Source organism: Mesorhizobium sp. Cs1299R1N1, assembly GCF_037179655.1.
Classification (GTDB): domain Bacteria; phylum Pseudomonadota; class Alphaproteobacteria; order Rhizobiales; family Rhizobiaceae; genus Mesorhizobium; species Mesorhizobium salmacidum.
In genome coordinates this window covers 248,440-261,990 of sequence record NZ_JAPYKR010000007.1, presented here as the reverse complement: position 1 = coordinate 261,990, position 13,551 = coordinate 248,440, and the positions used below count along the sequence as shown (strand labels likewise).

General features: G+C 64.0%; 11 protein-coding genes. All 11 read left to right on the top strand.

The annotated features are described in order from the left end of the window. The first annotated feature begins 3 nt into the window (after positions 1–3). The gene (locus tag O7A70_RS17480; RefSeq protein WP_337141481.1) at positions 4–693 is read left to right on the top strand and encodes a hypothetical protein; all 690 of its coding nucleotides are present in this window, start codon (positions 4–6) and stop codon (positions 691–693) included. Then, entirely contained in the window at positions 690–1,019 is a 330-nt protein-coding gene (locus O7A70_RS17475; RefSeq protein ID WP_337107839.1) for a hypothetical protein, read from the top strand. The genes O7A70_RS17480 and O7A70_RS17475 overlap by 4 nt, the downstream gene beginning before the upstream one ends. An 84-nt stretch (positions 1,020–1,103) precedes the next feature. Continuing rightward, positions 1,104–2,000 (top strand): class II glutamine amidotransferase, encoded by an 897-nt coding sequence (locus O7A70_RS17470; protein ID WP_140716964.1) that lies wholly within the window; start codon positions 1,104–1,106, stop codon positions 1,998–2,000. 4 nt (positions 2,001–2,004) lie between these two features. Beyond that, positions 2,005–2,727: a GXGXG domain-containing protein gene (locus O7A70_RS17465; RefSeq protein ID WP_337141478.1), complete on the top strand. Its 723-nt coding sequence runs from the start codon at positions 2,005–2,007 to the stop codon at positions 2,725–2,727. Between the two features lie 6 nt (positions 2,728–2,733). Further along, a complete protein-coding gene (locus tag O7A70_RS17460) occupies positions 2,734–4,062 on the top strand; it encodes an FMN-binding glutamate synthase family protein (RefSeq protein WP_337141476.1) in 1,329 nt (442 codons plus the stop codon). A 32-nt stretch (positions 4,063–4,094) separates the two neighbouring features. After that, positions 4,095–5,402, top strand: a complete 1,308-nt coding sequence (glnT, locus tag O7A70_RS17455) for a type III glutamate--ammonia ligase (protein WP_027142255.1) — start codon at positions 4,095–4,097, stop codon at positions 5,400–5,402. 38 nt (positions 5,403–5,440) lie between these two features. Beyond that, complete coding sequence (locus O7A70_RS17450; protein ID WP_337141475.1) at positions 5,441–6,694, top strand: sarcosine oxidase subunit beta family protein; 1,254 nt, start codon at positions 5,441–5,443, stop codon at positions 6,692–6,694. A 14-nt stretch (positions 6,695–6,708) separates the two neighbouring features. Further along, positions 6,709–6,984 (top strand): sarcosine oxidase subunit delta, encoded by a 276-nt coding sequence (locus tag O7A70_RS17445; RefSeq protein ID WP_027142253.1) that lies wholly within the window; start codon positions 6,709–6,711, stop codon positions 6,982–6,984. A gap of 226 nt (positions 6,985–7,210) precedes the next feature. Beyond that, positions 7,211–10,192, top strand: coding sequence for a sarcosine oxidase subunit alpha (locus O7A70_RS17440; RefSeq protein WP_337141474.1), 2,982 nt, complete (start codon positions 7,211–7,213; stop codon positions 10,190–10,192). Further along, entirely contained in the window at positions 10,185–10,811 is a 627-nt protein-coding gene (locus O7A70_RS17435) for a sarcosine oxidase subunit gamma (protein ID WP_337141472.1), read from the top strand. The genes O7A70_RS17440 and O7A70_RS17435 overlap by 8 nt, the downstream gene beginning before the upstream one ends. Positions 10,812–10,953: 142 nt before the next feature. Further along, positions 10,954–13,323, top strand: coding sequence for a DUF1989 domain-containing protein (locus O7A70_RS17430; protein ID WP_337141471.1), 2,370 nt, complete (start codon positions 10,954–10,956; stop codon positions 13,321–13,323). Positions 13,324–13,551 lie beyond the last annotated feature (228 nt).

Sequence of the window (13,551 nt, the reverse complement as noted above, 5' to 3'; positions counted from 1 at the left end):
AAAATGTCGGAAGTGACATCAGCACTGCTTGTCGGGGCAATTGTCCTGGCTCTCGTCCTTCACTTTGCGTGGTTGGCACGCCGCAGCCGCGACAGGGCCTCGGCAGCGCTCGCCGCCGACGAGGCCAGCATTCGCGCCGTCGTCGCGGACGCGGCCAATGTCTCGGAGGGCACCGCCGGCGTCATCACCTGGGAAGGATCGTGGAACGGCCAACGCGTCCAGCTGCGCACCATCATCGACACGCTGGCGACGCGGAAACTGCCGGCGCGCTGGCTTAGTGTTTCGATCACCGAGAAGGTCGCGGTGTCAGCCATTCTCGATATGATGATGCGGCCGGGCTCACCGACGACCTTCTCCAATTTCGATCATCTGGACCATACGCTGCCGAAAGCTCCGGGATTTCCAGCCGAAGCGGTGCTGCGGACGGACCGCAGAGGCACGCGTTTCCCGCAAGGCATCATCGCCGGTCATCTCGAAGCCTTTGCGGATGGCCGGGCCAAGGAGCTGCTGATCACGCCAAACGGAGTGCGCATCGTGTGGCTGCTGGCCGAGGCCGAGCGGGCACGCTACGGCGTCTTCCGGCAAGCCGCGTTCGGTGACAAGCGGATCGATGCGACGCTGATTGAGCGGCTGCTCGTCTCTCTCTCGAAGCTGCGGGACGCCATCAACCAAAGCGAACGGCAGGTGGCATGAGCACTTCAAACACATCGCCGGCACCCGTGAGCCCTTATCTCGTCATGGGCGCCGCGATCGTGCTGCCGGCAAGCGGTCATGTCATTCTTGGGGTACCCGTGCGCGGACTGCAGTTCCTTTTCTTCATGGTCATCCTGGCCTGGGTGACCGCCAAGATTTCGCCGCCGGATGCGAGCTTCGTCGGCCGTCATGCGGGCGGCTTTCTGATCTATGCGCTGTCGATCCTCGACGCCTACAAGATCGCCCGCATCCGTACCGCCAAATGGGCTCATAATGCCCGACCGCAGGGCGATGATACGCAGAGTGGCATTGAGCCGCATACGTAATCAGAGGAAAATTTTTTTCATCCCATTGAATTCCAGGATTTCATTCGGTACATCATCTCTAGTCACAAACGTCGGGAGGCTGACATGTGCGGAATCGTTGGACTTTTCCTGAAGGACAAGGCGCTGGAGCCGAAGCTCGGCGCGATGCTGTCGGAGATGCTGGTATCGCTCAGCGATCGCGGCCCTGACAGCGCCGGCATCGCCATCTATGGCGCGACATCAGGCAACGAGGCCAAGATCACCATCCAGTCGCCGAAGCCGGAACGCGATTTCCGCGGCCTGGACGCCGAACTCGCCAAGGCTCTCGGAGCGCCGGTGAGCATTGCGGTGAAATCGACACACGCGGTGGTCAGGACCACGCCCGACAAGGTCGACGCGGCGCGTGAAGCCCTCCAGTCGCTCAGGCCCGACATCCGCATCATGGGCGCCGGCGAAGCGGTGGAGATCTACAAGGAAGTCGGCCTGCCCGAAGCTGTCGTCGATCGCTTCGATGTCCGCAAGATGACCGGCACGCATGGCATCGGCCACACCCGCATGGCGACGGAATCGGCGGTGACGACGATGGGCGCGCATCCCTTCTCGACGGGTGCCGACCAGTGCCTGGTGCACAATGGTTCTTTGTCCAACCACAACAATGTCCGCCGCGAGCTGGTGCGCGAAGGCATGAAATTCGAGACCGAGAACGATACCGAGGTGGCGGCCGCTTATCTTTCCTCGCAAATGGCGCATGGCAAGAACCTCGGCGAGGCCCTGGAAGGCACTCTCTCCGACCTCGACGGCTTCTTCACCTTCGTCGTCGGCACCAAGAACGGTTTTGGCGTGGTGCGCGATCCGATCGCCTGCAAGCCCGCCGTGATGGCCGAGACCGACCAGTATGTCGCCTTCGGCTCGGAATATCGCGCGCTGACCAAACTGCCCGGCATAGACAATGCGAGGGTCTGGGAACCGGAGCCCGCAACCGTCTATTTCTGGGAGCATTGAGTTCATGCCGGCAACCTCCAAGGCAATGCGCGACAGCCATGCGCGCGTCTTCGACCTCGACCTCCTGTCGCTGCGCGAACTCAACCAGGCGCTGCACAATCTGGCTCCCGGCTCGAACGAGACGGCGTGGGAAGTGCTCAACCCGAAAGGCAGCCATTCGGTCGCCGTCGGCGTCGACCAGCCCGTCAGCATCGATGTGCGCGGCAGCGTCGGCTATTACTGCGGCGGCATGAATTCGGGCAGCACGATCACCGTGCATGGTTCGGCCGGCCCGGGCGTCGGCGAGAACATGATGTCGGGTTCCATCGTCATCAAGGGCGACGCCAGCCAATATGCCGGCGCCACCGGCAAGGGCGGGCTGCTGGTCATCGAGGGCAACGCCTCGTCGCGCTGCGGCATTTCGATGAAGGGCATCGACATCGTCGTGCACGGCAATATCGGCCATATGTCGGCCTTCATGGCGCAGTCCGGCAATCTCGTGGTGCTGGGCGATGCCGGCGACGCGCTGGGCGATTCGATCTACGAGGCGCGGCTCTTCGTGCGCGGCAAGGTCGACAGCCTGGGCGCCGACTGCATTGCCAAGGAGATGCGGCCCGAGCATCTGGAGTTGCTGCAGGGTCTGCTGGATCGCGCCGGCGTGACCGGCGTCAAGCCGTCGGAGTTCAAGCGCTACGGCTCGGCACGCACGCTCTACAATTTCAATATCGACAACGCCGATGCGTATTGAGGCAGCATGACCTATCGCAACCCGCCGACGACGCCGCGCAAATCCGCGACCTTCGACGACTACACGCTTTCCGAAATCCGCCGCGCCGCGGCGACCGGCATCTACGATATCAGAGGTGCCGGCGCCAAACGCAAGCTGCCGCATTTCGATGATCTTCTGTTTCTCGGCGCCTCGATCTCGCGCTATCCGCTGGAAGGCTACCGTGAGCGCTGCGATACCTCAGTGGTGCTGGGGTCGCGGCATGCGAAGAAGCCGATCGAGCTGAAGATCCCGATCACCATCGCCGGCATGAGCTTTGGCTCGCTGTCCGGCCCGGCCAAGGAAGCGCTCGGGCGCGGCGCGACGCTGTCGGGCACGTCGACCACGACAGGCGATGGCGGCATGATCGAGGAAGAGCGCGGTCATTCCAAGCAACTGGTCTATCAATACCTGCCGTCGCGCTATGGCATGAACCTGCGCGACCTGCGCCGCGCCGATGCCATCGAAGTGGTCGTCGGCCAGGGCGCCAAGCCCGGCGGCGGTGGCATGCTGCTTGGCCAGAAAATTTCCGATCGTGTCGCCGAGATGCGGACGCTGCCGAAAGGCATCGACCAGCGCTCGGCCTCGCGCCATCCCGACTGGACCGGCCCGGACGATCTCGAGATCAAGATCCTCGAATTGCGCGAAATCACCGACTGGGAAAAGCCGATCTACGTCAAGGTCGGTGGCGCCCGCCCCTACTATGATACGGCACTCGCGGTGAAGGCCGGCGCCGACGTCGTCGTGGTCGACGGCATGCAGGGCGGCACGGCGGCGACGCAGGAAGTGTTCATCGAAAATGTCGGCCAGCCGACGCTTGCCTGTATCAGGCCGGCGGTGCAGGCGCTGCAGGATCTCGGCATGCACCGCAAGGTGCAGCTGATCGTCTCCGGCGGCATCCGCAACGGAGCCGATGTCGCCAAGGCGCTGGCGCTCGGCGTCGACGCGGTGTCGATCGGCACGGCGGCACTCGTGGCGCTCGGCGACAATGATCCCCGCTGGGAGGCGGAGTATAACGAACTCGGCACCACCTCAGGCGCCTATGACGACTGGCATGAGGGCAAAGACCCTGCCGGCATCACCACGCAGGATCCGGAACTGATGAAGCGGGTCGACCCCGTGGCCGCCGGGCGCCGGCTGGCGAACTATTTGAAGGTGATGACGCTGGAGGCGCAGACCATCGCCCGCGCGTGCGGCAAGAACAGCCTGCACAATCTCGAACCCGAGGACCTCGTCGCATTGACGATCGAGGCTGCCGCCATGGCCGGCGTGCCGCTGGCCGGCACCAACTGGATACCGGGGAAGAACGGCTTCTAGAACACATCCAAAGACATAAGCGAGGAACTATAATGGGGAACGATCTCGCCGCATTCGCCAAAGAGAACGGCGTCAAATATTTCATGATTTCCTACACTGACCTGTTCAGTGGCCAGCGTGCCAAGCTGGTGCCGGCGCAGGCGATCGCCGACATGCAGAAGGATGGTGCCGGATTTGCCGGGTTTGCCACCTGGCTCGATCTGACGCCGGCGCATCCCGACATGCTGGCGGTGCCGGATCCGGACTCGGTGATCCAACTGCCATGGAAGCCGGAAGTCGCCTGGGTCGCCGCCAACTGCATCATGGACGACAAGGAGGTCGGCCAGGCGCCGCGCAACACGCTGAAGCGGCTGATCGCCGAGGCAGCCGCCGACGGCATGCATGTCAAGACCGGTGTCGAGGCCGAGTTCTTCCTGATCTCGCCGGACGGCAAGGCGATCTCCGACGAATACGACACGGCTTCGAAGCCTTGCTACGACCAGCAGGCGGTGATGCGCCGCTATGATGTCATCGCCGAAATATGCGACCACATGCTGGCGCTCGGCTGGGGCGCCTACCAGAACGACCATGAGGACGCCAACGGCCAGTTCGAGATGAACTGGGCCTTCGACGATGCGCTGCCAACCGCCGACAAGCACTCATTCTTCAAGTTCATGGTCAAGTCGATCGCGGAAAAGCATGGGCTGCGCGCCACCTTCATGCCCAAACCCTTCCAGGGCCTGACCGGCAATGGCTGCCATGCCCATATCTCGGTGTGGGACGAGACCGGCAAGACCAATGTTTTTGCCGACAACTCGATGGAACTCGGTCTTTCCGCCAAGGGCAAGAACTTCCTCGGCGGCATCATGAAGCACGCTTCGGCGCTGGCCGCGATCACCAATCCGACGGTCAATTCCTATAAGCGCATCAACGCGCCGCGCACCATTTCGGGCGCGACCTGGGCGCCGAACACGGTGACCTGGACCGGCAACAACCGCACCCACATGGTGCGCGTGCCGGGGCCGGGCCGCTTCGAGCTCCGCCTGCCCGACGGCGCGGCCAACCCGTATTTGCTGCAGGCCGTCATCATCGCCGCCGGCCTCGACGGCATCCGCTCCAAGGCCGATCCCGGCAAGCGCTACGACATCGACATGTACCAGCTCGGCCATACCGTCACGGATGCGCCGAAACTGCCGCTCAACCTGCTCGACGCGCTGCGCGAGTTCGACCACGACAAATCGCTCAAGGCGGCGCTGGGTGAGGAATTTTCGTCGGCATACCTAAAGCTCAAGCACCAGGAATGGAATTCCTATGCTTCGCACTTCACGCAGTGGGAGCGCGACCACACGCTGGATATCTGACCTCCAACGCGTAGGGCGAGCGGCCTTGGAATGATTTTATGAAATACTCGATCTTCTCGCTCGCCCGCGCCGCTCTTTCCGGCCACAAGAACTGGCAACGCACCTGGCGCGACGCTTCGCCGAAGGACCGCTATGACGTCGTGATCATCGGCGGTGGCGGCCATGGGCTGGCCACCGCCTGGTTCCTGGCCAGCGAGTTCGGCATCAAAAATGTCGCGGTGTTGGAAAAGGGCTGGATCGGCTCCGGCAATGCCGGTCGCAACACCACCATCATTCGCTCCAATTACGGCCTGCCCGGCAATACCGGCTTCTACGAATTGTCGATGAAGCTGTGGGAGCGGATGGAGCAGGACCTCAATTACAACGCGATGGTCAGCCAGCGCGGTGTCATCAATCTCTATCACTCCGACGCGCAGCGCGACGCCTATGCGCGGCGTGGCAACACCATGCGCATCAACGGTATCGACGCCGAACTGCTCGACCTGGCGGCGGTCAGGAAGATGATCCCGTTCCTGAATTTCGACAATGCGCGTTTTCCCGTGCAGGGCGGGCTGCTGCAACGGCGCGGCGGCACGGCGCGGCACGACGCCGTGGCCTGGGGCTACGCCCATGCTGCCAGCGAACTTGGCGTCGACATCATCCAGAATTGCGAAGTCACCGGCTTTGTCAGGGACGCCAACGGCAAGGTGACCGGCGTAGAGACGTCGCGCGGCAGGATCGGCGCCGGCAAGGTCGGCATGGCGGTGGCCGGCTCTTCGTCACGGGTCGCTGCAATGGCCGGCCTGCGGCTGCCGATCGAAAGCCATGTGCTGCAGGCCTTCGTCTCGGAGGCGATCAAGCCTCTCATTCCCGGTGTCATGACCTTCGGCGCCGGCCATTTCTATGTCAGCCAGTCCGACAAGGGCGGGCTGGTCTTCGGCGGCGACATCGACGGTTACAATTCCTACGCCCAGCGCGGCAACATGCCTGTCATGGAAGATGTCTGCGAGGGCGGCATGGCGCTGATGCCGATGATCGGCCGCGTGCGCCTGCTGCGCCAATGGGGCGGCATCATGGACATGTCGATGGATGGTTCGCCGATCATCGACAAGACACCGGTCGACGGGCTCTACCTCAACGCCGGCTGGTGCTATGGCGGCTTCAAGGCGACACCTGGCTCAGGCTTTGTCTTCGCCCATCTGCTTGCCCGCGATGAGTCGCATGAGGAGGCCGCCCGCTTCCGTCTCGACCGGTTCCGGTCTGGCGCTGTCATCGACGAAAAGGGCCAGGGCGCCCAACCGAACCTGCACTGAAGGCGGCTGGAACCATGCGCATCACCTGTCCCTTCTGCGGCGAACGCGAACTCGGCGAATTCACCTATCTCGGCGACGCCAAGCCGATGCGGCCGGCACCTGGAGCATCGGAAGATGAGGTCTACGATTACGTCTATCTGCGCGACAACATCGCCGGCGTGATGGACGAGAACTGGTATCACGGCGGCGGTTGCCGGGCCTGGCTGAAAGTCACCCGCAACACGCTGACGCACGAGATTTCGGCGGTCGAACCAGCGGCGGGTGCCGGCGCTAGGCAGGTCGCGAAATGAGGTTTCCTATCGAACTCGGCGCTGCCCCTCACCTGCCTGCCGGCATCCTTTCCCCATATAGGGACGAGGAGAGGGGCGCTGCCGTCGCCGGTTTCGCCAATCGCCAGCGTTGCAGGAAGAGAGCCAGCATCGCGGCCAGCCGCCTTCTCCCCGTCACTATACGGGGCGAAGTGCCCGGCAGGGCGATGAGGGGCAGCGCCGACCTTCCGATTGTGAGGCGTGCATCGTGACTTCCTTTCAACCCAATCGCCTCGCCGACGGCGGTCTCGTCGACCGCTCGGCGCCACTGAATTTCAGTTTCGACGGCAAGAGCTTCTCCGGTTTCAAAGGCGACACGCTTGCCTCGGCATTGGTTGCCAACGGCGTCAAGCTGGTTGGCCGCTCATTCAAGTATCACCGCCCGCGCGGCATCCTGACCGCTGGGTCGGAAGAGCCCAATGCGCTGGTCGAATTGCGCAGCGGTGCACGGCGCGAGCCGAACACCAAGGCGACGACAGCGGAGCTCTATGAAGGGCTCGACGCCGCCAGCCAGAACCGCTGGCCGTCGCTCGACTTCGACGTGATGTCGGTCAACCAGCTGTTCGCGCCGATCTTCGTCGCCGGTTTTTACTACAAGACCTTCATGTGGCCGGCGAAGTTCTGGGAAGCGATCTATGAGCCGGCGATCCGCCGTGCCGCCGGCCTTGGCCGCGCCGCCGGCATCGCCGATCCCGACCATTACGACAAGGCCTGGGCGCATTGCGACGTGCTGATCGCCGGCTCCGGCCCGACTGGCCTCGCGGCCGCCCTCGCAGCAGGCCGCAGCGGCGCCCGCGTCATCCTGTGCGAAGAGGATTTTGTCCTCGGCGGCCGGCTGCTTGCCGATGGCGGCATGATCGACGGATTGCCTGCCGCCGAATGGATTGCGCGCACGCTCAGTGAGCTTGCCGCCATGCCCGATGTCCGCATCATGACGCGCACGACGCTGTTCGGCGTCTATGACGGCGGCACCTACGGCGCGATCGAGCGTGTCAACGACCACCTGCCCTCGCCGCCGGAGCACCAGGTGCGCCAGCGGCTATGGCGGATCGTGGCCAAGCGCTGCGTCGTCGCGGCGGGCGCGCTCGAACGGCCAATCGTCTTTGCCGGCAACGACACGCCGGGCGTGATGATGGCGTCCGCCATGCGCAGCTATATCGCACGTTACGCCGCGGCGCCGGCCAAGCGCATCGCGCTGTTCACCAACAACGAGGATGGCTGGCGCACGGTCGAGACGGCACTCGGCGCCGGGCTGCAGGTCGCCGCCGTGATCGACGCGCGCGCGGAAATCGCGCCCGAGCAGCGCTCGCTTGCCAGCAAGAGCGGCTTTCCCATCCTGCATGGCACCGTCAGCGGCATCGACGGCGGCAAGAATGGCGTGCGCAAGATTTCCGTCGCACTCACCGGCGGCGCGCGTGCCGAAGTGGAAGCCGATGGGCTTGCCGTTTCCGGCGGCTGGAACCCGGCGGTCGGGCTCACCTCCTACCATCGCGGCCGGCCGAAATGGCGCGACGACATCGCCGCCTTCGTTCCCGACGGCGCGCCGCCTGGCATGGTTGCCGCGGGTGCCGCCAACGGCGCCTTCGGACTTGGCGCCTGCCTGCGCGAAGGATTTGCGGCGGGCGCGGCGGCGGCACGTGATGCCGGACACGGCAATGGTTCAGGCTCCACGCCGATGGCCGACGACCAAGCCTTTTCGCTCACGCCGCTGTGGCATGTCGAGGGCAAGGGCAAAGCCTTCGTCGACCAGCAACATGATGTCACCGCATCGGATATCGAGCTGGCGCAGCGCGAAGGTTTTGAATCGGTCGAGCACCTGAAGCGTTACACCACGCTCGGCATGGCAACCGACCAGGGCAAGACCTCGAACGTCGCCGGCCTCGCCATCATGGCGGCGGTCACGGGCAAATCCATTCCCGAGACCGGCACGACAATCTACCGGCCACCTTACGTGCCGGTCGCCATCGGCGCCTTCGCCGGCCATCATCGCGATGAGACTTTTCACGCGACGCGGCTGACGCCGTCGCATCACTGGGCCGCCGAGCAGGGCGCGATCTTCGTCGACACCGGCCTGTGGAAGCGCGCGCAATGGTATCCGCGCGCCGGCGAGAAGGACTGGCTGGAATCGGTGACCCGCGAGGTCAAGGCTGTGCGCTCCGGCGTCGGCTTCTGCGACGTCTCGACGCTTGGCAAGATCGGCGTGCATGGCGCCGACGCCGGCGCCTTCCTCGACCGCGTCTACATCAACACCTTCTCCAATCTTGCGGTGGGAAAAGCGCGCTACGGACTGATGCTGCGCGAGGACGGCATCGTCTACGATGACGGCACCACGTCGCGCCTGGCCGAGGACCACTATTTCCTGACCACCACAACCGCCAAGGCCGGACTGGTGATGCAGCATCTCGAATTCTGCCGGCAGGTGCTGTTCCCTGAACTCGATGTCCAGCTGACTTCGGTCTCCGACCAGTGGGCACAATTTTCGATCGCCGGACCCAAAACCCGCGACCTGTTGAAAGAGATCGTCGATCCTTCGGAAGACCTTTCCAACGAAGGCTTCCCCTTCATGGGCGCACGCGAAGTCGCGTTGCGCGGCGGCGTCAGGGCGCGGCTGTTCCGCATCTCCTTCTCCGGCGAAATGGCGTTCGAGATTTCGGTGCCGGCGCGCTACGGCGAGGCGATGGCCCGCAATCTGATGATCGCGGGCAAGCCGTTCGGCGTGACGCCTTACGGCACCGAGGCGCTCGGCGTCATGCGCATCGAAAAGGGTCATGTCGCGGGACCGGAACTCAGCGGCACGACCACCCCCGCCGATCTCGGTCTCGGCAAGATGATGTCGACCAAGAAGGATTTCATCGGCCGCGTCATGGCTGGCCGCGAGGCGTTGGTTGCTGCGGATCGGCAGGTCGTCGTCGGCATCAAGCCGACCGACAAGACGCGACGGCTACGCTCCGGCGCGCACATCATTCCGAAGGGGCAAACACCCGGGCCTGATAACGACCAGGGCTACGTCACCTCGGTCTGCTTCTCGCCGACGGCAGACCAATGGATAGGGCTTGCGCTTGTCGAGCGCGGCCGCGAGCGCATCGGCGAGATCGTGCATGCGCACGATCCGCTGCGCGGCGAAGACTATGACGTCGAGATTTGCAACCCCGTCTTCTACGATCCGGATGGAGGGCGCCAGCGTGGCTGAGTTTTCCTGGGAAACCCGCAGCCCGCTCCATCGCGCGCTGGTTTCGGGACCGTATGGCGCGCATGGCGAGGCCGGCGTCACCCTGACCGAGATTCGCAATTTCGATCTCGTCCAAGTGATGGCGCGCCGCGACAAGGCGGCCGAGATGGCGAGCGCCGCTAACGCCCATTTCGGCGTAGCGGTTCCGGAAACACCGATGACGGCTGGAGCAGCCGAAGCCACGCTCATCTGGTCGGGACCGGATCAGTTCTTCGTGCTGTCGAAAAGTGGCAGATATCAGGTGGGGTCGCTGGCTCCAGTTTTCGCGGCCTCGGCTTCGCTGTCGGACCAGTCGCATGCGCGGGTGTTGATCCGCATTTCCGGCGACAAGGCGCGCGCCCTGCTCGCCAAACTGTCGTCGATCGATCTATATCCGGCGGCGTTCCCGGTCGGAACCGCGGCAGCCACCTCGATGGACCACACCAGCGTCACGCTGTGGCGCGGCAATGATGCGCGGGACGGACAGGCGGTGTTCAACGTCCTGGTGTTCGCGACGTTCGCCGAGAGCTTGTGGCATACTATGCTGGACTCGGGTGCCGAGTATGGTGTCGAGATCGGGCATTCGGAGGACTTGGCGTAGCATGGCGCGCCTGTCCTTCTCCCCTTGCGGGAGAAGGAAGAAGCGCCACCCTCCGCCTTGCCAAACTCCGCTCCGCTGCTATTCTTGCTGCTAAAATAATTTCACGCACAGGCAAACTTGTTTCTCGAACCGCAAGGCTGAGATGAGCCAGTCGCCCTACCCAGCCGTGACAGCCGGACCGCCCAGGCCAAGCCTCATCCTGAGGCCGGGCCAGATCGCGCTGCCGGCCGGCATGGAGCGCTATACCGTACAGGGCAATGGCGCGGTGCTGATCGAGGTCGAGGCCGGCGATACGATCACGGTACGCAATGTCGAGGGCGGCCAGGCCTGCGAGTTGCTGGCCTGGGACAAGTCGGGCGTCACCGACCCCGGCATTCTCGGCGAAAAATCGAACAGCAATGCCGCCGGCATCAAGGCGCTGCTCTCCGAGGGCGACGACAGTCTCGGCACCCTGCGCCGCGGCCTCGAGCGTCGCCAGGTTCAGCTCGACCAGGCCAATGCTGTGCGCGTGTTTGGCGGCACCACTCCGGCCGGTGCCGAGCAGGCATTCGCGATAGCGCGCGATGGTGCGATGCTGATTGCCGCGCCCGGCGGGCCAATGCTGGTCGACGGCCACGACACGGCGACGCCACTCAGCGTCATCGTGCGGCGCAACACAATCCGCCTGAAAACAAAATCCCGGCTTGCCGATCCACTGGCCGATCCGGTGCTCGATCTGCGCGTCCATTCGGCGACGGCGGAGTCCTATTTCGTCAAGGCGGGCGACTATCTGCAGATCATCGATGTCGACGGGCGCCAGTGCACCGACTTCCAGTGTTTTTCGGCGCGCAAGCTGGACAAGGGGCTCGACCATCCGCTCGACGTCACGACGACGCGCACGCTGATGGGCGCGAGCTATCCGATGCCCGGCCTGCATTCGAAATACTACGACCAGGACATGGAGCCGCTGGTCGAGGTGGTGCAGGACACGTGCGGCCGGCACGACGCCTTCGCGCTCGCCTGTGCGGCGAAGTATTACGATGACATCGGCTATCCCGGCCACACCAACTGCTCGGAGAATTTCAACCGCGCGCTCACCGGCAAGGGCGTCAATCCCCGCGCCGGCTGGATGGCGATCAACTTCTTCTTCAACACGGCGATCGACGCCCATGGCGTCATGGTGTCGGACGAGCCATGGTCGCGAGCCGGCGACTATGTTCTGCTCAGGGCGCTCACCGACATCGTCTGCGTCTCCTCCGCCTGTCCTGACGACACGACGCCTGCCAATGGCTGGGACCTGACCGACATCCATGTGCGGTCCTATTCCGGCCAGCATAAATTCTCGCGAGCGATCGCCAGACGCATGACGCCCGATTCGGAACCCAAAATGACCCGCGAGACAGCTTTTCATTCGAGCTTTGCCAAACACACGCGCGACTTCGTCGAGTACAGGGGCTATTGGCTGGCCAACTCGTTCGCCAAAGAAGGCGCTATCGCCGAATACTGGGCCTGCCGGCAGGATGCGGTGATCATGGACCTGTCGCCACTTCGCAAATTCGAGGTCACCGGTCCGGATGCCGAAGCGCTGCTGCAATACACGCTGACGCGTGACGTCAAGAAGCTCGGCGTCGGCCAAGTCGTCTACTCCGCCATGTGCTACGAGCATGGCGGCATGATCGACGACGGCACGCTGCTGCGGCTCGGCAAGGACAATTTCCGCTGGATCGGCGGCGACGATCTCTCCGGTGAATGGCTACGCGAGACGGCGACAAAGCTCGGCCTCAACGTGTTGGTGCGCTCGTCCACCGACCAGATGCACAACATCGCCGTGCAAGGGCCAAAGAGCCGCGACATCCTGAAACAGGTGATCTGGACCTCCCCGCTGCAGCCCTCGATCGAGGAACTCGAATGGTTCCGCTTCGCGGTCGCCAGGATCGGCGGCGGCAATGGCATTCCCATCGTCGTCTCGCGCACCGGCTATACCGGCGAACTCGGCTACGAGATCTGGTGCCATCCGCGCGACGCCGAAAAGGTGTTCGACGCCATCTGGGAAGCCGGCCAGCCGCATGGGCTGAAGCCGATGGGACTGCAGGCGCTCGACATGGTGCGCATCGAGGCCGGGCTGATCTTCGCCGGTTACGAGTTTTCCGACCAGACCGATCCGTTCGAGGCGGGCATCGGCTTTACCGTGCCGCTGAAGACCAAGACCGACGATTTCATCGGCCGCGAGGCACTGATCCGGCGCAAGGACCATCCTAAGACGAAGCTGGTCGGCCTCGACATAGACAGCAATGTCGCCGTCGGCCATGGCGACTGCGTCCATATCGGCCGCGCCCAGATCGGCGTCGTCACGTCGGGCATGCGCTCGCCGGTGCTGAACAAAAACATCGCGCTGGCGCGGCTCGACGTCACCCACGCCGCCATCGGCACGGAGGTCGAGATCGGCAAGCTCGATGGTCATGCCAAGCGGCTGCCGGCCCGGGTCGTCGCCTTTGCCCACTACGATCCGCAAAAGACCAAACCACGTTCCTGACGACTGCCCTTTTTGGGCTCTCAAAGCGCCCGCCGGCCACCCCGCCGGACGCTTTTTCATCCGCACGCGCAAGCGTGATGTGCATGGTTTCACAAATCGCTTGACGTGAAAGCGCGCCGGATCAATCTTCACTGTTAAGAAAAAAATACGACTGAGTGGAAACACCGCGGCCGGAACGATCATTTGCCGGGGAGCAAGCTTCGCGTAGCCGAGGCATCGCTGGCGGGG

Excerpts from the sequence above, each read along its gene's own strand:
- O7A70_RS17465 (WP_337141478.1), top strand. The coding sequence starts at position 2,005 with ATGCCGGCAACCTCCAAGGCAATGCGCGACAGCCATGCGCGCGTCTTC.
- O7A70_RS17460 (WP_337141476.1), top strand. The coding sequence starts at position 2,734 with ATGACCTATCGCAACCCGCCGACGACGCCGCGCAAATCCGCGACCTTC.
- O7A70_RS17470 (WP_140716964.1), top strand. The coding sequence starts at position 1,104 with ATGTGCGGAATCGTTGGACTTTTCCTGAAGGACAAGGCGCTGGAGCCG.
- O7A70_RS17450 (WP_337141475.1), top strand. The coding sequence starts at position 5,441 with ATGAAATACTCGATCTTCTCGCTCGCCCGCGCCGCTCTTTCCGGCCAC.
- O7A70_RS17445 (WP_027142253.1), top strand. The coding sequence starts at position 6,709 with ATGCGCATCACCTGTCCCTTCTGCGGCGAACGCGAACTCGGCGAATTC.
- O7A70_RS17480 (WP_337141481.1), top strand. The coding sequence starts at position 4 with ATGTCGGAAGTGACATCAGCACTGCTTGTCGGGGCAATTGTCCTGGCT.
- O7A70_RS17430 (WP_337141471.1), top strand. The coding sequence starts at position 10,954 with ATGAGCCAGTCGCCCTACCCAGCCGTGACAGCCGGACCGCCCAGGCCA.
- O7A70_RS17475 (WP_337107839.1), top strand. The coding sequence starts at position 690 with ATGAGCACTTCAAACACATCGCCGGCACCCGTGAGCCCTTATCTCGTC.
- glnT (WP_027142255.1), top strand. The coding sequence starts at position 4,095 with ATGGGGAACGATCTCGCCGCATTCGCCAAAGAGAACGGCGTCAAATAT.